This is a genomic window from Mesorhizobium sp. M0184, from assembly GCF_040322215.1.
In the GTDB taxonomy this organism is placed as follows: domain Bacteria; phylum Pseudomonadota; class Alphaproteobacteria; order Rhizobiales; family Rhizobiaceae; genus Mesorhizobium.
Genome location: NZ_JAMYSZ010000018.1, coordinates 40,935 through 64,580, shown reverse-complemented (window position 1 = coordinate 64,580; position 23,646 = coordinate 40,935). Strand labels below are relative to the sequence as shown.

Annotated in this window: 21 protein-coding genes and 1 pseudogene; 13 read left to right on the top strand and 9 right to left on the bottom strand. The window is 59.3% G+C overall.

All coding sequences use genetic code 11. From position 1 onward, the window contains the following. Positions 1 to 163: 163 nt before the first annotated feature. Positions 164 to 1,021 carry an alpha/beta fold hydrolase gene (locus tag NKJ23_RS21400; protein ID WP_352508333.1) on the bottom strand — a complete coding sequence of 286 codons (858 nt, stop codon included), beginning with the start codon at positions 1,019 to 1,021 and terminating at the stop codon, positions 164 to 166. Between the two features lie 242 nt (positions 1,022 to 1,263). Here NKJ23_RS21400 and NKJ23_RS21395 point away from each other — a divergent pair, with 242 nt between their 5' ends. The 6 genes and pseudogenes from NKJ23_RS21395 (at position 1,264) to NKJ23_RS21365 (ending at position 5,569) form a co-directional block, all read left to right on the top strand. After that, entirely contained in the window at positions 1,264 to 2,313 is a 1,050-nt protein-coding gene (locus tag NKJ23_RS21395) for a YihY/virulence factor BrkB family protein (protein WP_352682158.1), read from the top strand. A 62-nt stretch (positions 2,314 to 2,375) separates the two neighbouring features. Continuing rightward, a pseudogene (locus NKJ23_RS34705) lies at positions 2,376 to 2,944 on the top strand (transposase); the annotation flags it as partial. A gap of 229 nt (positions 2,945 to 3,173) precedes the next feature. After that, positions 3,174 to 3,521, top strand: a complete 348-nt coding sequence (locus tag NKJ23_RS21380) for a hypothetical protein (protein WP_352508329.1) — start codon at positions 3,174 to 3,176, stop codon at positions 3,519 to 3,521. Between the two features lie 4 nt (positions 3,522 to 3,525). Next, positions 3,526 to 3,921, top strand: coding sequence for a phage holin family protein (locus NKJ23_RS21375; RefSeq protein WP_352508328.1), 396 nt, complete (start codon positions 3,526 to 3,528; stop codon positions 3,919 to 3,921). Then, positions 3,918 to 4,802, top strand: coding sequence for a hypothetical protein (locus tag NKJ23_RS21370; RefSeq protein ID WP_352508327.1), 885 nt, complete (start codon positions 3,918 to 3,920; stop codon positions 4,800 to 4,802). Before NKJ23_RS21375 ends, NKJ23_RS21370 begins: the two co-directional genes overlap by 4 nt. Beyond that, positions 4,799 to 5,569, top strand: coding sequence for a hypothetical protein (locus tag NKJ23_RS21365; protein WP_352508326.1), 771 nt, complete (start codon positions 4,799 to 4,801; stop codon positions 5,567 to 5,569). The genes NKJ23_RS21370 and NKJ23_RS21365 overlap by 4 nt, the downstream gene beginning before the upstream one ends. 698 nt (positions 5,570 to 6,267) lie before the next feature. Here NKJ23_RS21365 and NKJ23_RS21360 read toward each other — a convergent pair. Then, positions 6,268 to 6,777, bottom strand: a complete 510-nt coding sequence (locus tag NKJ23_RS21360) for a ferritin-like domain-containing protein (RefSeq protein ID WP_352508344.1) — start codon at positions 6,775 to 6,777, stop codon at positions 6,268 to 6,270. A 643-nt stretch (positions 6,778 to 7,420) separates the two neighbouring features. On the opposite strand from NKJ23_RS21360, the gene NKJ23_RS21355 reads away from it, so the two are divergent. The 5 genes from NKJ23_RS21355 (at position 7,421) to NKJ23_RS21335 (ending at position 12,885) form a co-directional block, all read left to right on the top strand. After that, a complete protein-coding gene (locus tag NKJ23_RS21355) occupies positions 7,421 to 7,774 on the top strand; it encodes a hypothetical protein (protein WP_023680319.1) in 354 nt (117 codons plus the stop codon). Positions 7,775 to 8,762: 988 nt separating this feature from the next. Beyond that, a complete protein-coding gene (locus tag NKJ23_RS21350) occupies positions 8,763 to 9,146 on the top strand; it encodes a hypothetical protein (protein ID WP_156937370.1) in 384 nt (127 codons plus the stop codon). Positions 9,147 to 9,538: 392 nt separating this feature from the next. After that, on the top strand, positions 9,539 to 9,904 hold the full coding sequence (locus NKJ23_RS21345) for a hypothetical protein (protein ID WP_023677855.1): 366 nt from the start codon (positions 9,539 to 9,541) through the stop codon (positions 9,902 to 9,904). A gap of 1,089 nt (positions 9,905 to 10,993) precedes the next feature. Continuing rightward, complete coding sequence (locus NKJ23_RS21340; protein WP_352682207.1) at positions 10,994 to 11,518, top strand: YciE/YciF ferroxidase family protein; 525 nt, start codon at positions 10,994 to 10,996, stop codon at positions 11,516 to 11,518. Positions 11,519 to 11,718: 200 nt separating this feature from the next. Beyond that, positions 11,719 to 12,885 carry a glycoside hydrolase family 1 protein gene (locus NKJ23_RS21335; protein ID WP_352682155.1) on the top strand — a complete coding sequence of 389 codons (1,167 nt, stop codon included), beginning with the start codon at positions 11,719 to 11,721 and terminating at the stop codon, positions 12,883 to 12,885. 136 nt (positions 12,886 to 13,021) lie between these two features. On the opposite strand, the gene glf is transcribed toward NKJ23_RS21335, so the two are convergent. Both glf and NKJ23_RS21325 read right to left on the bottom strand, forming a co-directional pair. Then, positions 13,022 to 14,164: a UDP-galactopyranose mutase gene (gene glf / locus NKJ23_RS21330; protein WP_352492345.1), complete on the bottom strand. Its 1,143-nt coding sequence runs from the start codon at positions 14,162 to 14,164 to the stop codon at positions 13,022 to 13,024. Between the two features lie 2 nt (positions 14,165 to 14,166). Beyond that, positions 14,167 to 15,339 (bottom strand): glycosyltransferase family protein, encoded by a 1,173-nt coding sequence (locus NKJ23_RS21325; RefSeq protein ID WP_352467856.1) that lies wholly within the window; start codon positions 15,337 to 15,339, stop codon positions 14,167 to 14,169. A gap of 399 nt (positions 15,340 to 15,738) precedes the next feature. Between NKJ23_RS21325 and NKJ23_RS21320 the strand changes: the two genes are divergently transcribed. Continuing rightward, positions 15,739 to 16,662, top strand: coding sequence for a glycoside hydrolase family protein (locus NKJ23_RS21320; protein WP_352508321.1), 924 nt, complete (start codon positions 15,739 to 15,741; stop codon positions 16,660 to 16,662). Between the two features lie 233 nt (positions 16,663 to 16,895). Here NKJ23_RS21320 and NKJ23_RS21315 read toward each other — a convergent pair whose 3' ends face one another. The 5 genes from NKJ23_RS21315 to NKJ23_RS21295 all read right to left on the bottom strand — a co-directional run bounded on the left by NKJ23_RS21315 (position 16,896) and on the right by NKJ23_RS21295 (position 22,627). Beyond that, positions 16,896 to 17,816: an ArsR/SmtB family transcription factor gene (locus NKJ23_RS21315; protein WP_352516188.1), complete on the bottom strand. Its 921-nt coding sequence runs from the start codon at positions 17,814 to 17,816 to the stop codon at positions 16,896 to 16,898. A 1,167-nt stretch (positions 17,817 to 18,983) separates the two neighbouring features. Then, complete coding sequence (locus NKJ23_RS21310; protein ID WP_352682152.1) at positions 18,984 to 19,451, bottom strand: tetratricopeptide repeat protein; 468 nt, start codon at positions 19,449 to 19,451, stop codon at positions 18,984 to 18,986. A 15-nt stretch (positions 19,452 to 19,466) separates the two neighbouring features. Next, positions 19,467 to 19,919: a YidB family protein gene (locus NKJ23_RS21305; protein WP_352503351.1), complete on the bottom strand. Its 453-nt coding sequence runs from the start codon at positions 19,917 to 19,919 to the stop codon at positions 19,467 to 19,469. Between the two features lie 355 nt (positions 19,920 to 20,274). After that, on the bottom strand, positions 20,275 to 21,144 hold the full coding sequence (locus tag NKJ23_RS21300; protein ID WP_352492316.1) for an MBL fold metallo-hydrolase: 870 nt from the start codon (positions 21,142 to 21,144) through the stop codon (positions 20,275 to 20,277). 1,324 nt (positions 21,145 to 22,468) lie between these two features. Beyond that, positions 22,469 to 22,627, bottom strand: coding sequence for a hypothetical protein (locus NKJ23_RS21295; RefSeq protein WP_352682150.1), 159 nt, complete (start codon positions 22,625 to 22,627; stop codon positions 22,469 to 22,471). 376 nt (positions 22,628 to 23,003) lie between these two features. Between NKJ23_RS21295 and NKJ23_RS21290 the strand changes: the two genes are divergently transcribed. Continuing rightward, entirely contained in the window at positions 23,004 to 23,642 is a 639-nt protein-coding gene (locus tag NKJ23_RS21290; protein ID WP_352682148.1) for a hypothetical protein, read from the top strand. The last annotated feature ends 4 nt before the right edge of the window (positions 23,643 to 23,646 follow it).

Genomic DNA, 23,646 nt, shown 5'->3' with positions numbered 1-23,646 from the left:
TCCGCAAAGCGCGGTGTTGGTCGGAGATAATAGAACCTTATACCGCAATCCAACTTAGCTAGTTGTAATGTCCCCTCCTCTTTTGCCGCAGCCAGGAATGCCCTGCAGGCCTCCTCCGGCTCCATCTGACGCTGCCCCCAGTTTCTATCCATTTTTGAGTTCCTCAGCCCTCCAGGAACGCCAGAAGCGCCGCATTCACCGCGTTGCTCTCTTCGCGTTGAACCCAATGCGTCCCCTCCTCGAAAGTCTGCAGGCGGCCATCGTCGCAAAGGGCGAGACTGCGCTTGGCCAGCCCGGATTCCAGAGCCTGGTCCTGCATCCCCCACATAACAAGAGTGGGCGTCGTGATCCGCTCCTTCAGGCTCGGGCGAAAGCGCAAGGCGCGATACCAGTTGAGCATGCTGGTCAGCGCCCCCGGCCGCTCCCAAGCCTGCCGATATTCTGCAATCTCCTCTTCTTCGAAGGCGCCTTCCCGGCTGGATGTCCTGAGTGCTCGTGCGAGCAAGGCGGAGCGCCGCGCACCCAAAACGGCTTCGGGCAGCAATGGGATCTGGAAGAAAACCACGTAACTGCTCCGCAGAAACTGCGTCGGAGATCGCAGGGCATGGGTAAACACCACGTCGGGATGGGGCGCATTCAGGATGACGAGCTTGTCCAGGCGATGAGGCAACTTTGCCCCGGCGGCCCAAGCGACGATGCCGCCCCAGTCATGGCCGGCGAGGTGAAACCTTCCGATGCCGAGCGCGTCGGCCAAGGCGAAGACATCGCCGAGGAGCTTGGGGAGCGTGTACTCGCGGATGCCCCCTGGCTTGTCGCTGGTGTTGTAGCCCCTCTGGTCGGGAACGATGACCCGATATCCGGCGGAAGCGAGCGTACCGATCTGCCGTCTCCAGCCGATCCAGAAGTCCGGGAAGCCGTGCAGGAGCATGACCGGCTTACCCCCGGCAGGCCCGGCCTGAACGACATGAAACCGAATGCTTCCGGCGTTGACGAACTGATGTTCAGGCGCGAGCGAGATCATGGCTGGTAACGCGAGTGTCCTAAAACTGATCCAGCGCAATGAGGATTATCAGGCTGTCGTCCCGACAACATGCACGCTCAGCCGTCGCATCCCAGCAGATGGGCATGGGAGCCGAAGGTCCAAGTGGGGATGCCGCGAGTGTTTCTGCAGCCGGGGTGTTATTTGCAAGCGCAGGTCTGCACCTGCATCCTTTGGCGCTACTATACGTTTCCCTGCGACGAAGGTGCTCCGGACCGGCGGCCATGTCGAAGAAAACAACCGAGGACGCTTACGAAGGTAAAGTGCAACTTGAGCGGCCGCCCGACCCGGAGGGCCGGGGACGCAATGCCGAATGGCCGTCAGAGATTCCTGGCCGCGGCTGGAAGGACGTGCTGTGGCGGATGTTCGCTGAGCTCACCGAGGACCGTGTTATGCTTATCGCGGCCGGGGCCGCATTCTATCTGCTTCTTGCCTTCTTTCCAGCGCTTGCCGCCTTCGTGTCCATCTACGGTCTCGTCGCCGATCCTCAGACCATCGCTGAGCACGTTGCGTTCCTTGGCGGCGTACTGCCCTCGGGAGGTCTGGATATTATCAGATCTCAGCTTGCGTCCTTAGCCGCTCAGAAGACTGGCGCGCTCAGCTTCGGCTTCATCTTCGGCCTTGCCGTCACACTGTGGAGCGCCAGTAACGGCATAAAGACGCTATTCGAAGCCATGAACATCGCCTACGAGGAGAGTGAAAAGCGCGGCTTCATCCACCTGAATCTCCTGGCCTTGGGCTTCACACTTGGCGCCATCCTCATTGGCATCGGCTTTATCGTCGCGGTGGGGATTGTGCCGGCCGTGCTTGCACTGCTGAACCTCGGCGGCTGGATCGAAGCCCTTGTGCGGATCCTTCGATGGCCGATGATGCTCATCATGGCTGGCGTTGGGACCACGCTGATTTACCGCTACGGGCCCAGCCGTGAAAGGCCAAAGTGGAAATGGGCGACATGGGGCGCCTTCCTCGCGGCTGTGGTCTGGATCGCAGTCTCGATAGGATTCTCCTACTATCTTGAAAACTTCGCCAACTACAACGCGACGTATGGAGCCCTTGGGGCAGTGATCGGCTTGATGATGTGGACTTGGATTTCTGTGATTATCCTGGTTGTAGGTGCGGAGCTGAATTCCGAGATGGAGCATCAGACAGCGATGGACACCACCACAGGTGCGCAGCAGCCGATGGGTTCGCGAGGTGCCACGGTCGCCGACACGCTGGGCGGATCGGCCGATGACGCCGACCAGCAGTCGCGTTTTGACGAGCGCAATGCGTAGCGCGCAGCTCACTTTGCATGCCATGGTCAAGCGGCTGTAACCACGCCGCGGAGCGTGGCCCAGAACGGCTCAAGCCGCGGGCCCGGCTTGCCGAGGTGACAGGCGATCTCACCATCCAGAAGCAACGCAAAAGCGCCGTCGCCGATGCCGAACCCCTCGCCAGCCTCGACGAGGTCGTTGTTCTGCTGAAGCGTCAGAGCCACCGACTTGAAGGCGAGATCGCCTCGCTACGCGACGACGACCCGCTGTGGGCCTGTCTCGATTAGATCTTCCGTCCGGTCAACGGTGTCGCCCGCGTACTCCTGATGGCCGAGTTGTCCGAGATTGGCACCCTTTCCAATAAAGCCATCGCCAAACTCGTAGGCTTGGCGCCGATCGCCAGTGACAGCGGGAGGCGCAGCGGTCGAAGACCGGTGCGCGGCGGCCGTGAAGGTCCGCGCAGCCTCTCCTCGTCGCGCTCACCGTCGCCAGATATGGTCCCCACCTCGGCGCCTTCCATCAGAGTTGAAGCAGGCAGGGAAGGGACAGATGGGTGATTCGCATTGCGCTCGCCCGCAAGCAACTCGTCATTCCCAATGCAAACGCACCCGATCCGCGCACCGAGTTCGAAAATGCAACTTGGACACCCTAGCCAGTCGCTCATTGGGAACCAACGGGCCTTACCTCCGTTTGCTCCTCGAATGGAGGAAACCATGAACAACCGGAATTCTGAACGGCGTCCCCCAACTGCGGTAAGGACTGGTGACGGTACCTCGGAAGACATAGGAGCAACCGTAAGGGGCGCCTTATCCAAAGCGTCGGACATAGCACAAGGGGCAGCGGGAACCGCCAAACGGGCGGCCGCTGGTGGCGCGTCCACCGTGACCAATCAGGTGAAGGAGATGTTGGACCGTCAGGTCGGCAGCGGCGCCGAGGTGATGGGCCAACTGGCGAGTTCGACCAAACGTGCGGCCGAGGACCTCGACACAAATGCACCGATCGTCGCTGGGGTCGTGCGCACCTTCGCCAATAGGCTTGATGGATACGCAGACGACCTGCGAGACAGATCCGTCGATCAACTGGTTCTTGCAGCGTCCGATTTGGCCAGGCGCAAGCCGGGTTTGGTGTTTGGGCTGGCCGCCGTAGCGGGTTTTTTGACATTCCGCACGCTGAAGAGCGCGCCTCCCGCTTCAGAATCCATCAAGGAAAGGCGGCCGGGAGCGAACTGATCTGATGGCACAGGAACAACTGAAGAATTCGCCTCTCCCTCAAGCACTGTCGGCAGTGTTGGCGGACGCCGCGGACCTCTTTCAAAAAGAGTTGCGCCTGGCGCATGCGGAGCTGTCCGCCAACGTCTCAACGAAGCTCCAAGCAGGTGTGTGGATGTCTGCTGCTGGCGCGCTGGGAGTGGTCGCCGCTCTGCTTCTAATGCAAGCCCTCGTACTTGGAATCTCGAGCTTAGGGATAGCCCTGCACTGGTCGTGTCTCATAGTCGCGACCGCAACGGCGGCTGCCGCTGTTTTCGCCTACTATAGGGGCCGCGCTGATGCGCAAAAAGAACTTCTGCCGACACACTCTATAAGCCAAATAAAGCAGGATATTGCGACAACCAAGGAGCAATTAACATGAGCCGCAATTCACAGGTCCAGGATTTTGGAACGAAAGAATGGCTTCTCAGCTCCGCTAGGAACAATCCCGAAGGCCTTCTGCTCGTCGCAGCAGGGTGCGCGCTGCTAATGCGCAGCCGCGGTTCAAGTGCCGGGCATCGCGAGCAATCCCGTGGAACCAACGGGCGCCAAAATGCTCCGCACGCACGCACCGCCAGCGGCGGGGCGTCAAAAGCGCAGGAACAGGCTAGCGAGACAGCTGAGGCCATGCGCGACAATTTAGCCGGCATTGGGGAGAAGGTGAGTGAAACCGCAAGTCACTACGCATCATCCGCCGCGTCATACGCAGAACAGGCCGGTCGCTCCGTATCCGAGAAGTCAGGGCGCGTGGTGCAGCAAGCCCAATCAACGTTGCAAGACACGATTGGCCGCATGGTGGAAGAACAGCCATTGGCTTTTGTTCTGGCCGGCTTCGCAGCCGGTGCCGCCATAGCTGCTGCTTTGCCGGCCAGCGATGTCGAGAGGCGCACGCTCGGCCCAGCAGGAGAGCGATTGACGGATGCTGCTGAAAAAGCTGGGGAACGCTTGAAGTCCTCGACATCAAAGGCGGGCGAACGGCTCAAAAGCGCCGCCGAGGAACATGGGCTGAATTCGGACGGCCTGAAGGAGGTCGCAAGGGACGTTGCGGGCGCCTTTGGAAGCGCCTTGTCAGAAGAGCAATCAAGTGAACCCGTGCAGCCGCCTTCGCCAAGCCCAAGTGGATCGAGCGGTTCATCCACTCCGGCCGCCAAGCTGCAACCGGGCAGCGCCACCCCTTCGGAAGGAATAACGGCCAAATCGCAGCGGTCGGGCAACGCTCGGTCGAGCAAACCTGCCCGCCCCGGTGGCAAGAGAGATTTATGATGGCCGATCCGCAACTTGAGCATCTTGAATACGAAGTTGAGGCTGCCCGGGCTAAGCTCGCCGAGGACTTGTCGACACTTCGGTCGCCAAACACGCTCTCCGAATTTACCGATGATTTGAAACACGAAGCGCTTGAGGCAAAGGATGCCCTGGTGGAGAAAGCAAGAGCCTCAATGCAATCGGTGGCGCAGGCGATTATTGACGATCTCAAGGCCAAGGCGGCTGCCAATCCGAGCGCTGCTTTGGCGATTGGGGCCGGTTTGGGGTGGCGTTTCCTCCGCCGTCCGCCGATCGCAACCGCACTTGTCGGAGCGGGATTGTTCAGCTTATTGCGGACCAATTCGGCCCGGCCACCCGGCGAGCAGCAGGTGGATCACCTATCGTACGCCAAGGAGCGCCTGAAGGAGCAATCTAGTGATTTGGCGGAAAGCGTCAGTGATTTCGCTCTTGAAACGGCTGGTAAAATAAAACGCCAAGCTGCCGAGTTGACCGGCGTGGCCAAGGAAACTGTAAAAGAGAAGACAGAACGTCTAGCTGCGGGTATCCGCCATAGCGGCGTTGGGCCGCACGAGGGCGAGACTGCCGCGAGAGCATCCGCACCCTTCGATGAAGCTTCGTTAGCTGTTCAAGACGCATCGGGCAATGAGCATACCGAGGACAAACTCCTTCTGGCGGCGGCAGGTTTGGCAGTCGCCGCGGCTGTCGGCTTTGCCTATCAACGACGTGTGAATGAGCAGATGGACACCGACCGAACTGGAAGAGCGTAGACAGAGGTCATTGCAGGAAACAGTCGTCCTGAAGGCAAAGTATGATGCCGCGCTGACATTTATCGAGTCCCGACGAGTTCAGCCATCGGATTGCATATTCTGGAACCACGGACGGCGCGATGACGATGCGCACGGCGGAGAAGATCGGACAAAGCGGTCAACCCCTTCGAGCATGATGATCGTCGGCCGGTCGGTCACGGCCTTCAGCGAAACCGCCAGCGACCGGCTGAAGCGGAATTCACCCCGAAAACCGTGCAAGTGCTGCCGACCCCATAACGTGAGCGCAACGGCGCGCTCTGTCCGCTGTCAGGACGAACTTTCTCCGATCCGGCTTGGCGCTGCCGGTGCCCGCGCACGCAACTGCTCAGTCATCTAGAGCGTTCTCGGGCATTCCGCTATCGCGACCTCGTTTGGAACGTTTTAACACGCCCACTCGAGCTTTATTTCGCCGAGCGCTGCGCTAGCCCTTCCGATCTGGCTATTGCCAATGCGTATTTGACCAGGCTTGCGCAGGCGAACGCTTCGACTCTCTAAGTGACGACGCCGCAATATTAGCATCGCTCGTCGTTGCAATTTCTCGAAATGCGCAGCTCGACGACCGCCTGCTAGGCGTGTTCGTTGCCCAGCGTTCACGAAGGGGGACGCGCTAGCGGACGAATCCCGATCACCCAGTTTACGGTTACTACGTTCCTACCCGATCACCGCTTGGCGCTGTCGCTGTCCGCTTCGGCCCGCGCAAGGAACTGCTCGGTCGTGGAGGGAAGACGGGATTTCAGCCAATCCGCCATCGCGACTTCCTCTCGCAGATTCTCTTCGCAAGCCCGAAGTACCTCGCTTTCGCCGAGCGATCGAGCAGCGGCAATCAGGATCGTGTAGGAGGCGATTTCCATGTGCTCGAACGTGTAGCTCGCGAGCGATCCTTTCATCACCTCGTCTCCAGCGAAGACGCCGCTCAGCGATTGCGCCATCGCCGTCAGCTTACCGCCAGCATCCTTCATCGTGGATGAACCCTCGTCCATCTGATCGAGACAAGTCTTGAGCCGGGCAGCCTGTTGCTTGGTCTCGTCGAGGTGCTGTCGGATTCGGTCGCTCAGTTCGGGATAATTCTCGATACGACTCAACTGCCCGTTCAACATCGTTTCGGCCTGCTCTTCCATGGCATGGGCATCTCTAAGCCATTGGACAAACCATTCGCGGCTTTCTGACATCTCGAATCTCCTTTGCGATCTAAGGAAACTTTCAGAAGAGGACATTGTTCCGGAGTAGAGCCCGCCGAACGGGCCTTGACCGTCGCAGAGATCAGCGCCGTGGCGGGTCTCAATTCACCTCGCGAAAAATCCTGCAGCGATGGTGGAAAAGGCGAAGATCGGGAAGATCGGCGCAAGGAAAACGGCCCGTGGACGCTCGCCGCTGCGCCGCTCCATCACACAGTCCAACTGGCACTGGCCGCTTCCTGGCCATCCGACGCGGCGACATATTGAAGGTCCCGCATGGCATACTGCGACCGCTGCATGTCGTTCCTGGCAAGTAAGAACGGCAAGCAGATGAAGCTACCAGCGCTCGGCGAAGCTGAAGTGGATTCTCGACGAGGCGCTGATCGCGGCCGCTGGCGCTCCGCATTGAGCCTTGTGCCTCACCGCGCCACCGCAGTCACAAGGAACGCGACGGCCTCTCCGCTCGTTGATTGCTTTTCGACTCGAGCCGCCGTCATGAGGTTCTAATATACGCCGGCCATCCTAAGGCTGACCTACGACCAGAGTTACAAAAGTTGAACTTCATCGGGGAACACTCCTTCTGTCTGCCTGTTCAATTTGCCAGGCGCATCCCGCGCATTCAGACAGGAGAAAGAAGATGAAACGCATCCTTTTGGCTTCGGCCGTGCTGGCGGTGTCGGCCGGGCTTTCCTTTGCCCAGACGACCAGCGGAACTTCGAGCGGAACCTCGACGAGCGGAACCTCGACCACGACGACCATGCCCAGCACGACGGATCAGGGCACCGGCACGACGAGCAGCGGGACCAACATGTCCGGCGATCAAGGCACCGACACGACCACCACCAGCGGCACCACAAATCCGAACTCGGCCAGAGACTGCGCGCCCGGCCAGCAGACTGGCAGCGCTCAGCAGGCGGCGCCAGGTCAGCAGGACACGGCAGCCAACACCGCCGCGCCAGGCCAGGTCAAAAAGACCGACGAAGGTTGCTGATTGGCACATCGGCTCAGGTTGGAATCACCAGCGTGTGGCTGGATGATCTCCCCCGACCACCGCCTGAACTCAACTCGGCTGGCGAGCAAGTTGCCGCCAGCCGAGCGTCAGTTGAGGAACCTTGTGCTTGCTTGTGCTTTCAGTGGGCAGGCCTGGCTTCTGTTTGCTTTCGGTCAGATACATATCCGCCTGCTCGCGCATCATGCCTGAAGGGAGCTGCGGTCGCGCTCAGAGGAGAGCCGCGCTGTATTGCCGATAGCGCTAGAGCGAAGAAGCCCTACGGCAACCGGCAGTTGGACTGACACCAAGTTGGCTCCGAGAGCGTTGGGAACAGCCTGGCACGGCACGTTGCTCAGTTTGGACCTTCGCAAAGGATGCATGGATGGCGAAAGACGTTTCTCGCGAGGAAGAGCAACGCGGCACCGGAAAGGTCCTCATCTGGGGCGCCGCGATCGCCCTTGTTCTCTTTGTTGCCCTGCTGGCCATATTCGTTCTGGGGTAGTCCTGACTGCTGCAGCAGGATCTAACTTGGGTGCACGACGTTCTGAGCCTAGAGAGCTGCAGAGCCTACTTGGATCTTGAGCACCGTGGGGTTGAATGCAAGTCCGTGTGGTGCAAGTGACTGCTAGGCTTTCACGGTTTTGGTGTCCTCTTCGGTTTAGATGCCGCGGGCCGACGTCACAGCAAGTGCGGCCTTCAGGCGCTGCTCCCGAAGCCGCGGTCTTTGCGTCTCGTGCCGCACCCTCAATGTCGGTCAATCCTCGTGCAGCATCCGAGGCGCGCTCGTCTCTGGCTTGTCTTTCTTTCTCGGTAGGCAAATTCCTACACTCCGATGTGCCAGCACAGTCGGCTGTCGCACCCAACCACGGTCGCCATATCGTATTCCAACAGAAAAAACCCGCCTCGACTGCCGCTGAGCGCGCGCATCCCCGCCTCTGGAACGCTTCAAATACTTTGCCGTTGTTAAAGGCACCTGCAGGAGCCAGGCATGAGAGTATTCCAACGAATTTTGCCGCTCGCCGTGTTCGCCTTGCAGCTTTTTGCCGTGCAGTCATTTGCTCAGACCGAGCAGCAAGATCTGCCGGGGCAAGGCGCATCATCGACAACCGAAGATGCCCAGGATGTCGGCGTCGACGTTTCGCTTGGCAGGCACGAAGTGAAACAGCAGATCGCAAGGGAGCTTGGAATCTCCGAGGTGGAAGTGCCTCTGGCAGTTCATGTGCCTATCGAGCTCGCCAAGCGGGTGTGCGAGAAAGAGGTATTCGACGCACGCGCCAATGTGAACCGAAGCTGCACCGCGACGAAATACATCCCGGAAATTGCCGAAGCAGCACGAAATCGTCCGCAAACCTCTGCCGTTCCGGAGCAATAGGCGAAGACGAATACTATGGGATACAGAAGGGGTGCTTGGCTACTCTGGTCGATCGACAAAGCGCCCCCCGAAAGTGTGGAGCTTGCGCGTAAGTTTTCAGGCAGCGTCGATACCGCTTGGCTTCCCCAGAGGATGAATCAGTTTGGGGCCGTATGCTTCGACAAAAGGCGCACACCAGATTGCGAAGGCAACCTTCGACCAGTAGAGGCGGACACTGCTTGTTAGCAGCATCTTGATGATCGCCAGACTGACGAGCTTCTCTGGTCAGCCTAGTAGCTTTTTGAGACTCCCCGCCCTTTTAGGTATACTTTCCCCTGACTGTCGACAATTGTTAGGGCGTCCTCAGCTGTGAGCGACCATCGCCCTTCCGCCCCGATCGGGAGACAGCGCAGATGGAAACCTCGTTCAAGAACGAACTGTTGCGGCGCCTGAGCGCACCGGATCTGACGTTGCTGCAGCCTCACCTCGAAGCCCGTCACTTGGGACTGAGGACGCACCTGGAGCAGACCTCGGTCCCGATTGACACCGTCGATTTCTTCGAGAGCGGTCTCGGGTTAATGGTGGCGAAGCTTCGGGCTGAGGTCGAGGCCGAGGTTGGCCTTATTGGCTTTGACGGTATGACCGGGGCAGCCCTGGTCATGGGTGAGGACCGGTCCCCACACGATTGCTTTGTTCAATTGAAGGCTGAAGCTATTGCTATAGACGCGCGTTGGCGGATCGTTCTTATGGGCAGCCCGAGGCGGAATACATCCGACTGATCGGGACGCCCCCGTTGCTCATGATGTCACCCGTGCTGCCCTCTCTCCCGTCGCTGACCACATTCGGGAGGTGGCGATTGGCACCTGTCAGGACGTTCTGGCAAGGGTTGTCCAACGGTATGAAACCGCAGTGTCGATCCAGGACAGGATCGTTGAACATTGCAAGGAGGTCGGATTAACACCGCAAGCAGATGAAGCTTTTTTGCAGGCCTTGTGGTTGTCGCTGGCGAAGGCCAGGACGGCCTTGGAGCGTGAGGTCCCCCCGGCACCGCTGCACCTGGCCGGCCGCTCTAGTCCTGGACAATTGCCGACCTCGTCGCTGGTCAGCATGCCAGAATGTCGATGGCGGAAGCCATGAGGACCCCGATTGAATGTTCTCATTCGTTTGTGATCGGGGGTGCAAGTCAATCCGGCTCCAGCGCATGTTGGCCTCAGGAACAAACCGCCGTCGCATCCGTTCAGCATCGCGAAGGACGACACGGCTGTCCACGGCCTTTCCGGTACTGCAAAGGAGACATGACATGCTCGGTCCGCAGAGGGGATTCGAAGACCATCTGAGGCTTCGCGCCGCTGGCGACATCGAGGAGGATCTTAGGTGCAACTATGCTGTGGACGTGGTCCTCTTGACCTCGAATTCGAATTTAGAGGCCATGATGCCGTCCGCCTGTCGTCCAAACGCCTGCGCGAGCAGCTGCCTCAAGGTGAGTTCAACTACATCGGAAAACAGGTCCGCGGCCCCTGTACACTGCTGATCTGGTCGGCAACTTCGTCCAGGTTCGACGCCATTGGGGGCACGAGAAGAGATCGGGAACCTTGATCAGGTGCGGGCAAAGGTCCGTTACGAAAAATGCGGCCGCAAGGACTCGATGACAGCGGAAACCCTTCAGGCAGACGATCCTCATTCCGGAACTTCCGCAATGGAGCGCAGCCGAGATGCTCAAGCCGCTGCTGGCGCGGCGGACTGAAATCAGCGGTCAACCCGACCGTCGCTCGCTGTTGGCTGCCGGTGTGCCGTCGCCGAAGGAACAACAAGAGACTGGTCCAGTTAGAGCCATGCATGCGTCGATAGAAATGAAAGAGGAGATGACAATGGCGACGAAAAAAAGCTCTCAGGGCAGCTCCAAGGGCTTGGAAGACCTTTTCTATGATGGTCTGAAAGACATCTACTACGCCGAACGCAAGATTCTGACGGCGCTCCGGAAAATGGCAAAGGGCGCGGAGTCCGAAGAGTTGAAGGCGGCGTTCGAAAAACATCGTGACGAGACAGAGGGTCAGATTGAGCGCCTGCAGCAAGTTTTCGACGCCTTTGGCAAGAGAGTCCAAGGGAAAACGTGCCCGGCGATCGACGGCATCATCGAAGAAGGACAAGAGATTTTGGAGGAGTTCGAGGAGGCTCCGGCATTGGACGCGGGTCTCGTGGCTGCAGCCCAGTCCGTCGAACATTATGAAATAGCGCGCTACGGGACTCTTGTCACATGGGCCGGCTTACTTGGTCTGAAAGACGCCGTCCCGCTACTCGAACAGACGCTCAAGGAAGAAAAAGCAACCGATGAGGCGCTCACCCGACTAGGCGAAGCAGGCGTCAACGAACGGGCGATGCAACAGGCCGCATAACTTCGGATCGAATCGACGCGATCGCGGCCCCGGCAGACGGGATTGGAGCTTGGTTGTATTCGCCAATCCTGGCACACGCGTATAGGCCGCCGAGCCGTCGACGTGGTTGGTAGCCGACCGGTTTCGACTAGCCACCGGAACTGACAATGGGGACTGCGAATGCGATCACTTGCGCACGTCTTGGGCGACAGGATGTTGGTATGAACGAGGATACCGCTCGTCGGCCCACGGCAGGCTCTTCCGGGTTCGACAGCTTTTTCATGGCTGGTTTCGAGTGTTCCTCCCACAGGCGCGCCGACGGGGCCCGTCTTGATCTGATCCGCGCGACCTCACATGACATCCATGCACATGGCGACTATCGCCGTTGTGCCGAGCTTGGGCTTCGCACGATCCGCGACGGCTTGCGCTGGCACCTGATTGAAACGGCGCCCGGAGTCTTCGACTGGTCGAGTTGGACGTCGGCGATCGAAGCAGCCCAGGCGGCCGGGGTGCAGATTATCTGGGATATCTTCCACTATGGCTCGCCAGACCATATCGACCAAGGTGGCCCGGGGTTTATCAAGGCCTACGTCCGTTTCGCCGCGGAAGCTGTTCGGGTTCATCGCTCCGCAACCGGGGTGGCTCCCCTGGTGTGCCCGATCAACGAGATTTCGTTTTTTGCATGGGCGGTGGAGGTCGGCTATTTCCCCCGCGTCGGGCCGAACAAGCGTGGATGGTTCAAACGACACCTTGTCAGGGCAGCGGTCGCCGGCGTGAGGGCCATGCGGGAGGCCGAACCCGGCTGCAGGTTCATCTGGGCTGAACCGCTGATCCATATTGCTCCTCGTGACCGTACTCACCCCGAGCGGCGGCGCGCCGAAAATGCTCGCCAGGGCCAATTCGAGGCGTATGACATGCTGATCGGGCGCGTGGAACCGGAGTTGGGCGGCAGCGAGGACGTTGTGGACGTCATCGGCCTCAACATCTATCCGCACAACCAATGGTACTTGAATGGCCCAACGATACCGATGGGGCACCACGAATACCGTGCACTTTCGGAAATGCTGGTCGAGGTCGCCGAGCGATACAAGAAGCCGATGTTCATCGCCGAGACCGGCGCCGAAGGTTCAGGCCGGCCAGCCTGGCTTCACTACGTTTGCGACGAAGTGCGCGACGCGACGAGCCTCGGTGCACCTGTTCAGGGTATATGCCTGTACCCGGTGACGGCCTACCCAGGTTGGGACAATTCGCGCCACGCCGAAGTCGGCTTGTTCTCCACCATTCATGCGGACGGCTCGCGCACTGTTCGCAAGCCACTTGCGGACGAGTTGGAGCGCCAGCGCCAATCGTTCTTGGCGTTTGAGGAACAACAAGCAAGCGCGCCTTAGGCTCGCTGATACGAACAGTGCGCGCTTTTCAGCTGCATCAACAGCACAGCATATCTAGAGCTGTTCGCCGAGAAGCCGAGAAACATGGGCCTCTTTGGCCGTGGGTCGCCCGACGCCGGTCAGGCCGGCGCATCATTCACTCGGCCGCCTCGCGCTGCGTCGGCGTGACGAGCATCCCGTTTGCTGGCAGGCGTGTCTGAATGCGCCCGAACGTAGCCAATGCCTGGCCGACCACCTGATCCATATTGTAATAGCGATATGTTGCAAGACGTCCGACGAACCAGACCTCCGGGCACGCCGCGGCCAAAGCTTCGTATCGTTTGTACAAAGCCTCGTTTTCGGCCCGCGGCACCGGGTAATAAGGATCTCCGACGTCGGTGGGGTATTCGTAGGTGAGGCTGGTCTTCGGACTCTGCTGACCGGTCAGATGCTTGTACTCGGTGATCCGTGTGTATTTTTCCGTCTGCGGATAGTTGACGACGGCGACCGGTTGAAACTGCTCGCAATCAAGTGTCGTGTGCTCAAAGCGCAGCGAACGGTAGGGCAAGCGACCAAGCTTCCAGTCGAAATACTCGTCGATCGGACCGGTGTAGATCATCTGCTGGAAGGGGATCTTGTCGCGAATTTCGCGGTAGTCGGTCTGCAGCATGATCTTGATCTTGGGACTATCCAGCATGCGCTGAAACATGCGCGTATACCCGCCTGCCGGCATGTTCTGGAAGCTGTCGCCAAAATACCGATCGTCGCGATCGGTCCGGGTCGGGACTCGCGCCGTCACTGACTTGCTCAACTGGGAAGGGTCGACACCCCACTGCTTCCTGGTGTAGCCGCGGAAGAATTTCTCGTAGAGCTCTCTGCCTACTGTGCTCACCACGACGTCCTCGGCGGTGCGGACTTCTTTGACCGTTTCGCGTCGGAAAGCGAAGAAGTCCTGCAGCTGCTCGGACGTCAATTCAAGGCCGTAGAGGCGGTTTATGGTGTCGAGATTAATCGGTATCGGCAGCAGCTTTCCATCGACAAGCGACAGCACGCGATGTTCGTAAGGCCGCCATTGCGTGAATTGCGACAGATAGTCCACGATCGATTGGGCGTTGGTGTGAAAGATGTGAGGCCCGTAACGGTGAATTAGTATTCCCGCCTCGTCGTAGCAGTCATAGGCATTGCCGCCGACGTGATTTCGTCGGTCTATGATCAGGACGCTTTCCTGCCGTTGCGATGCGATACGCTCGGCCAGCACACTGCCGGCGAAACCGGCCCCTACGATCAACCAGTCGAACACGCTCACGCCCTCCTCAGGAATGGGACGACGCTCTTCATCGCATGGGCGCGCTCGATGTGGGCAGCCATCGCGCTCCAGGTCTTCTCCCAGGACATGTCGGCGAGGTAGGCGTCGGCCTTCTTCACCAGGAAATCGCGGGGGTGGGCCAGGATCGAGCGAAGCTTGGCCTCGATGTCCTCCGCCTCGACAATCTCGACAAGGCCTTCGACGCCGTAGGTACGCACAACGTCGACGATCGCCGTGGACAACACCGGCAGTCCTGCCGCAAGAAACTCGGGAGTCTTGGTCGGGCTGATGTAGCGGGTCGCTTCGTTGAGCGCGAACGGCATCCAGCCGGCACTCCAATGCCTGAGATAGTTCGGCAGGTCTGCATAGGACTTGCCGCCCAGCCAATGCAGGTTGCCTGCCGTGGGAAGGCTCGCCCGATCGATCTTGACGACAGGGCCGAGCATGACAAAATGCACGTCTGGCATTGCCGCAGCCGCATGCGCGATAAGTTCAAGGTCGAGCCGTTCGTCGATGACCCCGAAGTACCCCACCCTCGGGTGAGGTATGTCGGCCTGATCGAATGGGTCTTCACCTGGCGCCCTAGCCTGATGGAAATGGGTAACGTCGATGCTGCTCGGGAAGGGAAAGATCGCCCGATGCAAGCTGCGCTTGGCCTCGTAGAGGCTCTGCCCGCCCGTGAAGACGACATCGGCACGTTGCAACAGCGCCTTTTCCAACTGCGTCAACTCTGCGGGAGCGTCTTTGAACGCGGAGAGTTCATCCATGCAGTCGTAGACGCAGACGTCACAGGCGAGATGATCGCTGAAGCGTAGCGCCATGGGCGTGTAATACCAGGTCGTCAATCGGTCATGCGGCGTGGAGGCGAGGATCTGATCGACGAACCTGCGCTGGATTGCGTCCGCCCTGGTCGCGGAAGTACCAACTGGGATCAGCGGGGTCACTATTCTGATCTTGGGGGTAATATTGTGCACCCGCATCGAAGGGTGGCGCCTCTCATCGAAGATCGGCTCTTCGAAGTAAATTAGCTGTTGCTGTTTTGACGCCAGGGTCAGAATGTGTTGTGGTCTCTGATATACGAAGTTCCATCGGAGGTGTGAAAAGCAAATTAAAATAGACGGTTGTACAGGGTTTTTTGGTGTTTTGGCCCGGCCCGCCGCCATTTCCATGTAGATTATCCTTCGATATAGTTACAAAATGCCTCGACTAACAAAAGTCAATCGAGGCAGCTTTGACATGAAGTTCGCAGCCTTCTATATAACTTCCATCCCGATAAGTTGTTCCATAGCTCCAAACTGTCTCGGGCGAGACCAGCCGTCCGCTCCACTTGCGACGGCTCGACAGAGAAGGGGCGAGCCGGCCGCCCCCATTCGATCCACATGATGAAGCCCCTCGCGTCAGGTCGGGCTCCCCAAATGTGGCCCTTTGCCACAGAGCGGTTCAAATCCTTCAATCGTTCAACAACCGTTCATCAGCGGAGCTATAAATACGCTTGGAATCGATTCATCTGAGTCGCGCCGGTGGTTCATTTGAATGGAGCCCGAGACGAATCGAGGGATGGCTGGCGAATGAAGATCGACTTTGAAACCAACGTCTTTCCATTGTTTCACCCGCAGGTTGTGGATGATCTGAAGGACCCTTGTCCGGTGTTCGATGGCACGCTCTGGCACGTCTTCGGCTCCAGCGGCACCGTCACAACCGAGAGCTGGAAAATCCTCCACGCCACAGCGCCGGATCTTTATGGACCCTGGACAGAGCACGAGGCGATCGTTTTGCCGGTAACCGGATCGGGCATTGCGGCGCCCGGCGTCATTCATGAGTGCGGCGTCTTCCACATGTTTATCCAGACCGAATTCATGAAGTCCGGCGGACGTTGCGAGCACGCGGTCTCCAATGACGGCTTTCATTGGGTGGTGCTCAATCCGGCGATATTGTCGCTGCCCGACACCGATGAGGACGGCATCTACGATCCCCACCCCGCAATCGTCGGAGGCAAGCGCTATATCGTCTATTCAGGCATGCCCAAATTCACCAGGGTGCCCCAGCCTGATGTCTATCTGGCGCGCAGCCAATCCGATTCCTGGTTCGGGCCATGGAAACGTCTCGGCAAGATACTCGATCATCTCGACGTGCCGCATCACAATGCGCGCGAACACCCGGATTACGAATGGGGGATCGAAGGCGCGCAGCTCGTCGAGCTGCCGGACGGTCGTGTGCTTCTTAACGCCACCTGCTTCCTCCCCGAAGGTCCGCGCGGCAGCCGGCAGCGCGTCTTCTTCGCCATCGCCAATGACGTCAAGGGTCCCTACGTTTCCGTTGGCCCCGTTCTCGACCCTGGTGAGCCCGGCGAGAATGGCCATTCGACCGTAATGATCGAAGGCCGGCAATTGACTTTGTTCTACCAGAGCAGGCGTGAGGCTACGAACCATCGCTGGCGGTTCGGGTTGGCTAAGTGTGACCTGGATCGGCATATACTTTCGAGAGTTGCCTAGATGGTAAGTTCCGGCATTTGCCGGAACGGAGGATAATCTGGCTGTTGGTTGGTGGGACGGATCCCTTTGTACTGGTGATTGAGGGTAGCAGGGGATTCGCAGCCAGTGGGCAAAGCTTGCGACGAGGGATCTATACACGTCAGGCAAGCCGGTCGCCTCATGGACGGCGGTGCCAGCTGCAAGCCTAGCCTAGCAATGAACTGTAACTGAGCGCAGCAACGCGGCCAGTCGATTCACGCGGTTTTGATCCTGAGCACAATGTCCTGATCGTAATTTCCAAAGCCCTTGCCGAAAATATTGATCCCGCCGGGGCGCTTGGCATCGTCCTTGACGCCGATACGGACGCGGATTGAATGATGGCTCTTCAGATCGAGTGCGGCGAGGCCGGTTTCGGAAATCCTGAGGCCGTCGACATAGGTGCCGTCATTGGCAATTCGCCAGTTCTTCAGCTTACCGTATTGCGAGCCCTTAAGCTTCCACCAGGTGGGCGTGAAGACGCCGCGCTTGTCGCCGAAATCCCCCGGCGACGTCCAGGTGCCGACATCGACGCCATTGATCGTCAGCGTGATGTCCGAGGGCCAATCGGCGCTGGTGCCCGGCACTTCCGAAGACAGCTCTATCGCAACTTCGAGTCCGGTGATCTCGGCATTGGCGAGCTTGGCATTGTTGGGGAACTGGTATTCGACAAAACCGCGCGTGAACCATAGCAGACCGGCCTTCATGCGGTCCGGATCGAGGAAAGTGTTGGGAACATCGAGCAGACCGATGATGCCGTCCGGCGAACAAAGGCCGCAGGGCGCGGTAACCTCGAAGCCGGTATAAAGCCCGATCGGCATCGACACTTCGATCGCGTCGTTCTTGACCGCACGATATTCGCTCTTGAACACGACGAGCACTTTTTCGGCGGTCGGATAGCAGATTTTCCGGTTGCCTTTCTTCGCTCTCTCGGTGCGGATCAGCCCCGCATCCTCCAGCACCTGGATGTTGGTCGAGACGGTCGACTGCGGAAGCGACAGCACGGCGGCGATTTCGTTGACATTCATCGGCCCCTTCTCATGCAGCAGTTTCAGCATCGAGATCCGCGCCGAGGAGGCAAGCCCCTTGAGCACGGCAATGCCTTCCTCAGGTTCGATCACCAGAAAATTGCGATTCATGAAATCGGCAGTCTATGCTCGTGACAGAGGTTATGGCTTCGCTCATTGCAACGGCGCTGACCGAAACGCCGAGCCGTTGATTTGGTTACATTAAGCCCTCGACCGTCAGTATGCATCGCAAGCCGTACCCGCAAGGATGGTGCGACATGTCTACTTTGTTCTCCGACCGCCAGCTCCTTGTAGTGCGGGGGTGCTTGTCAGTCCGTGGCCTCGATTTGCAGACGACTAGGTAGATGCTGGCAGCCACAAAGAGAGGCAGAAGCCGAACACGGAATTGGGGCCGTTCCCCTGGCCAAATCCCCAAGATACGGGACCTCGACGTCGATGTTAGCCGAACCGGCGCGGATGGACGCACAGGATGCGGTTCGCTGAAGTGCGTGCCGCCGTGAAGTAAATCATCGGATTCGCCACCCGATAGAGTCGGGACGGCGTTCTACCTATTGCTTTTGAGCATGATCTTTTCCGAAAATCACGATTCCACTTCTTCGGGATCCCGCCAGTGCCGGCCTACTTCATGCTGGCCGCGGCAGCGACCCTGTCCACCATGGCGAGAACAGCTAGCGGTGCGGTGTGGTGGACCATGTGGCCGGCCTGCGGGATGATATCGACAAAGGAACCAGGAATCTCCGATTGTAGTCTAAGAGCCTCGGCTTTCGCATCGAACAACCGGTCGCCGGCCCCGGCAATAATGCCGGCAGGCTCAACAGGGTGAAGCGGCCGCCGGCCAGCGCGTCGGCCAGCATCAATCCCGATTCGGCCGCGATCGACCGCAGCTGTGAGGCCGCTGGCGATGTCCTTTGCCGACGAAGCAAACCCTGCAGAGACGATGCCGGGGCGAACTACTTGCCCATGGCGAGCGGCCAGGTGAGCAGCACAAGCAGCGGCAGCAAAATGTGGGGGAAAACACCACCGGCGACAGGCAAGGCCGGCAGCCCGCCAGTGCAAGGCCCAGGCGCGGCGGCAAGAACGGACCGATGAAGACTCCCGATCGAATCGTCGTCCGATCGAGCTCATCGACTCGCCCGCCTGCCATCGAACCCAAATCTCAGGCGCTGAGCGGCCGAGTAGTAGATGCGACTTCGCTGCTTCATGGCTCACACTCCATCTTTCAGAAGAGCGTGTGTTGCTGCGATCAGTTGAATCCGCCACCCAAACCGAACGCGGCTGCTAGGCAGGCCGAAGCTTGTGCAAGTACAGCTGTGCGTCACAAGGCAAGTGAACTAAGAAGCTGCACGAACCGCGGGTGATCGCGAATGGCGTCGAAATGACTTCGTGACGGATTCGTTCCAATACGTTCTGACTCACGCTTCCTCCGACGGCTCTTTCCAGGTACCGCACCGCTTCCTCCACTTCCCCGAGCACGGAATGCATGCAAGCGGCGTTGTACTGCGTCACGAAGTCGTCCGGATCGATCGCCAGCGCTTTGGCCAGCCAGGAACGCGCCTTCTTCCGCTCACCGATATACGCGAGCGAGGGCGCCGCGATGCAGCGGTGCCGCATTTTCAGGATGGCGGCCAGTTGAGCGTTCGGCGCGCTCGAAACAGACCCTTGGTTCGCGAGCGGATGAAGGCGATCGCGCAGGAGCGTCCCCCCGTGTAGAGTTGCCACCCTGGATCTCGCCTTGGCCGGCTGCATTCCTGGCTGTGTCCCCTAGGATACATTGTCGAGCAGGGTCGACTTATCCAAGCCATGTGTCGGCTCAGGCGGCCATTCACCATTCGGCGTCATCTCGTTGACTGTCTCGGGTAGATCCCGCGCAATCCTTCTGATTAGCTCCTCGCGCGAAAGACCCGTCTGCATCGAAATGGACGTGAGTGTACCTTCGTCCATTGCCGCTTGGACGTCCCTTGGCTCAATCGGTTGGTTTGGCCCGCTGCCAACCCACGAGTCGACCTTCGATCCTGCCCCCACCTCCCTGAACCGGTCGAGGATCTCACCAAGGTCAGCCCTCGACACGCCATTCGTTATCTGAGCCAGAATTCTGCGTTGCGGGTCGTTTGGGTTAAGATACCCCGCTCCCGGAATCAATTCACAGAGCTTGTCGCGATTTTGGTATGCCAGAACGCCAAGCATCGCGATCGCCAATCTTCCCAGATTTGCCATTTGATCTCCTCCACGGTTTTGGCCGATGAGCGAATCGAAGCCAAGTCTTGGCGGATGACGACCCGTGTGGGCTCGAACAACTTCTTGCCGGTCGGCTCGCCGGCGGAGAGCACGCGTCCTTCGGGTTCTCGTTTTCATCTGACGTCTTCTCCTGACGCAGAATTTCGGGGCGCTTGGCCCGCAGTCGCCCTACGCCGATCGAACGCCCTAACCCGGCGCCTTCCGGGTTTGTTCCGCTTGTCAGAGTTTGTCGGCGACGATGGAGAGCGCGACCCGACGGGGTAACTCTACCGGGTCGAGAGACAGAGTCTGCCCAATTCGACCATATTTCAGAACGACGGCGGCTCGGTTAGCCTCAGCTACCTTGGACTGCCGCCGGCTCGCGCACGAATTTCAATTTCGGCGGGACGGCGAACACCCTGAACCGCTCAGCCAGGCTGTCAAGAGCTTGACGCATGCCCACTCCCGCGGCAGCCGCACCGTGTCCACTGATGACCATGTGCGGGTTCAGGGCAGCCAAGTGCTTCACGGATCTTTCCGCCGCATCCCAGTCCGGCGTGAAGTAGCGCGGCGGACCGTGCATCTCAAGATCCTGAACGGCGACCTCATAGACTGACTCCTGACCGGTGGTGATGAAAGCGTCCCCTACGATCAGCGAGCGGTCCTCCTCGCGCCAGAGCGAGATATGCCCAGGAGCGTGCCCGGGTGTGTGTAGCCATCGCCATCCGGGCATTCCGGGGATCGATCCGTCGGCAGGTAGGAGTTCCAAACGGTTGCCAAGATCAATTGGCCCCCGTGGAAAAAGCGGCGAAAGCAGCGCCATCAGTCCACCCCCGACCCAGGGATCCGGTGGCGGATAGGATGCGGTTCCGTCCAAATAGGGGCGCTCGAGTGGATGCGCGAAGACAGGCACGTCCCACCTATTCGCGAGGTCTAGAACCGTTCCCACATGGTCGAAATGGCCGTGGGTCAGGATGATCGCGGCCGGCCGTGCGTTCGTGCCAAACCGCTTTTCCGCGACCGCAAGAATGCTGCCGCGGGACGTCGGCAACCCGGTATCGATCAGCATCCAGTTCCGATCTCCGCTGCCCGGTGCGCCGAAGAACACGACATTGACGATTGCTAGGCGCAAATAGCCCAAGTCCGGTGCGATGCTCCAAGCGCCGTCGCCACGATCCTCGCGCCTGGCGTGGTCGATCTCGGAAAGTCGAATCTGAACGGTCATGTGATCCCGTGCCTCTCTTGTTGCTGAGCAGCCGCTCGAGTCGATCGGCGGCGGTGGTATATCGCCCCGAACTTGGCACGGCCCTCCTTGTTCCTCCTTCGCCACCCAGCTCCGGACAGTCCACCACAGGAACAAAGGCTCGACCAAATCGGTTCGGCATTACCCGGTCACGCCAGGACGAGCTGGACTGAGCAACGAAGATGGCGCGCGCCCCATTGGATGCGGTATTTCGCCAACGCGGTTCCCGGTCCTAACAAGGCGGCCGAGTTCGAAGCCGACTGCTGAAAGAAGACTTCGAATGAGCGAAGTGGGGCGTATGGACGAGCACCAGGTGGAGGCTCCGGTTCCGCAAGCTTCGCCTATGACTGGTCAAGTTGGGCGCCAATGGTCGAGGCGGCCCGATCGGCAGGTGTCCAGGTTATCTGGGACATCTTCCATTACGGATCTCCAGACCATGTCGATCAGGGATCGCTGCATTTCATCGATGCCTATGCCTCGTTCGCGGCAGAAGCCGTGAGGGTACAGCGTTCGATCGCGGGAACACCGCCTCTGTTGTGTCCCATCAACTAGATCTCCTTTTTCGCATGGGCTGTTGAGGTCGGCTATTTCCCGCGTGGGGCCGAACAAACGTGCTGGTTCAAGCGGCATCTCGTGAAGGCTGCCATCGCGGGTGTTCGTGCAATGCGGGAGATCGACCCCGCCTGCAGATTTGTCTGGGCCGAGCCCCTTATCCAAATCGCTCCTCGTGACCGGACCCGCAGCGAACGGGGTCGGGCCGAAAACGCCCGTCAGGGGCAGTTCGAAGCTTACGACATGTTGCTGGGCCGCGTCGAACCTGAGTTGGGCGGGAGCGAAGATGTTGTCGATTGTCGTGGGCCTGAATTTCTAGCCGCACAATCAATGGGAAATAAACGGGCCGACGATATCGATGGGACACCATGAGTACCGCGCTTTGTCGGAAATGTTGCTCGAGGTTGCTCATCGGTACGGTAAGCCGATGTTCATTGCCGAGACCGGCTCAGAGGGATCCGGCGGGCCGGCTTGGCTCCACTATGTATGCCGCGACGAGGTGCGTGCCGCTATGGGTGTCGGAGCATCGATTCGAGGGTATTTGCCTGTACCCGATAACGGCCTACCCAGGCTGGGACAATTCGCGTCATGCAGAGGTGGGGTTATTTTCGGCCATCCACCCGAATGGCACACGCCGCCTCCGTCAGCCCGTCGCGGACGAACTGGTGCATCAGCAAGATCTGTTCACGGCAAACCGGACGCGCTGATTGTGTTGCGACACACCGCAAGGGCGAGCACCGAAGACCAGGGCGAATTACGGTGTATTCCTCAGCCAAAATCGGCGCCACGCGATGCCAAGTGGCATGGGTGCGAGGAAGTGCAGCATCAGGAAGCGGTGGCCCCTTCCACCAACCCGCACTCTGAGCGTCGCTTCCGGAAGTTTGATCTGCTCCAGCGAGAAACCTTCAAACATGCAACTCCCTCCATTCGCAACATTTGCCAAATGTGTAAACGGAGAGGCAGTTCAATGTCGGCTTCCGCGGGATCTGAACTTGCCTTGTATTCCGCGAAGAGGTCGTGAGCCGAACGGCGGCTTTAACTGGTCCCTCGGCAATAACCGGACGGACAGCAAACGGCCCCCAAAAAGCCGCCAGGCGGCAACGCGCCTGATATCGCACCTTGTGATCAACTCTGCCGCTTCCTGTTAGCCGAAGTTGCAAGCGGCCCCGCTAACAATCGTGGTTGCGCCTTCAGGGCATCGTGGTTCAGACCGCTGGCGGATTAGAACTCATGTTGGCTTTGCGATCGGCTCATCGCTTGCCGACAATCGGTGACCTATATAAAGGGGCATGTCCACGCGCCGAAAAATCAATGCAACAGCGAAGCTGATTGGAGAGTGGCCTTTAACCCCGGCCGCAACGTTTGGATCGTCGGTCAGAGCGAGGGGTATTTTTCTCGAAATACGCGCCCGCCTTCCAACGGAGTTCAGGAAATTGCTCAATATCGAGTCCCGCGTGCTTACCCTGCGCCTGTCTGAGGGCGCCGAGAATGATGGGCAGGTGGTATTCGGGATCATATCCAAAGCACTGCAGAATATCGAAGACCTGCCCGTAATCCCCCGTGAAATCGAGGACATTCTGACGATCTCGACGGCCGAACGGCACCGCTGGCTGAAAGATGGTCGCTTGCAGAGCGCCGGGACGAAAACCGTGAAACTTCGCGGGCGGGCAAGGAACATCACCTTTCACGTGTTCGACCCGGAGCACGTGGAGGATGTGCTTGACCGCGACCTGGTTACGGTCTGGCGCGAACAGGACGCAGCGACAGCTGCAGAGAACAGGCGGCGAGCCGCGGGGAAGGCCGCTATGAAACGTGCTCAAAGAAGCGGTCGCGGAACTGCAGCTTCAACTGGCTACGGCCCCGACGAGAACGCGCACTCCAGTTTGCGCGGCTGGGAAGATTTTGAGAATGACGGACTCCTGCGCTGATAGG

Excerpts from the sequence above, each read along its gene's own strand:
- NKJ23_RS21375 (WP_352508328.1), top strand. The coding sequence starts at position 3,526 with ATGGCACAGGAACAACTGAAGAATTCGCCTCTCCCTCAAGCACTGTCG.
- NKJ23_RS21400 (WP_352508333.1), bottom strand. The coding sequence starts at position 1,021 with ATGATCTCGCTCGCGCCTGAACATCAGTTCGTCAACGCCGGAAGCATT.
- NKJ23_RS21310 (WP_352682152.1), bottom strand. The coding sequence starts at position 19,451 with ATGCAGCCGGCCAAGGCGAGATCCAGGGTGGCAACTCTACACGGGGGG.
- NKJ23_RS21335 (WP_352682155.1), top strand. The coding sequence starts at position 11,719 with ATGAACGAGGATACCGCTCGTCGGCCCACGGCAGGCTCTTCCGGGTTC.
- NKJ23_RS21295 (WP_352682150.1), bottom strand. The coding sequence starts at position 22,627 with ATGTTTGAAGGTTTCTCGCTGGAGCAGATCAAACTTCCGGAAGCGACG.
- NKJ23_RS21320 (WP_352508321.1), top strand. The coding sequence starts at position 15,739 with ATGAAGATCGACTTTGAAACCAACGTCTTTCCATTGTTTCACCCGCAG.
- NKJ23_RS21370 (WP_352508327.1), top strand. The coding sequence starts at position 3,918 with ATGAGCCGCAATTCACAGGTCCAGGATTTTGGAACGAAAGAATGGCTT.
- NKJ23_RS21290 (WP_352682148.1), top strand. The coding sequence starts at position 23,004 with ATGTCCACGCGCCGAAAAATCAATGCAACAGCGAAGCTGATTGGAGAG.
- NKJ23_RS21360 (WP_352508344.1), bottom strand. The coding sequence starts at position 6,777 with ATGTCAGAAAGCCGCGAATGGTTTGTCCAATGGCTTAGAGATGCCCAT.
- NKJ23_RS21300 (WP_352492316.1), bottom strand. The coding sequence starts at position 21,144 with ATGACCGTTCAGATTCGACTTTCCGAGATCGACCACGCCAGGCGCGAG.
- NKJ23_RS21350 (WP_156937370.1), top strand. The coding sequence starts at position 8,763 with ATGAGAGTATTCCAACGAATTTTGCCGCTCGCCGTGTTCGCCTTGCAG.
- NKJ23_RS21355 (WP_023680319.1), top strand. The coding sequence starts at position 7,421 with ATGAAACGCATCCTTTTGGCTTCGGCCGTGCTGGCGGTGTCGGCCGGG.
- NKJ23_RS21365 (WP_352508326.1), top strand. The coding sequence starts at position 4,799 with ATGATGGCCGATCCGCAACTTGAGCATCTTGAATACGAAGTTGAGGCT.
- NKJ23_RS21340 (WP_352682207.1), top strand. The coding sequence starts at position 10,994 with ATGGCGACGAAAAAAAGCTCTCAGGGCAGCTCCAAGGGCTTGGAAGAC.
- NKJ23_RS21345 (WP_023677855.1), top strand. The coding sequence starts at position 9,539 with ATGGAAACCTCGTTCAAGAACGAACTGTTGCGGCGCCTGAGCGCACCG.
- NKJ23_RS21315 (WP_352516188.1), bottom strand. The coding sequence starts at position 17,816 with ATGAATCGCAATTTTCTGGTGATCGAACCTGAGGAAGGCATTGCCGTG.
- NKJ23_RS21305 (WP_352503351.1), bottom strand. The coding sequence starts at position 19,919 with ATGGCAAATCTGGGAAGATTGGCGATCGCGATGCTTGGCGTTCTGGCA.
- NKJ23_RS21325 (WP_352467856.1), bottom strand. The coding sequence starts at position 15,339 with ATGGAAATGGCGGCGGGCCGGGCCAAAACACCAAAAAACCCTGTACAA.
- NKJ23_RS21395 (WP_352682158.1), top strand. The coding sequence starts at position 1,264 with ATGTCGAAGAAAACAACCGAGGACGCTTACGAAGGTAAAGTGCAACTT.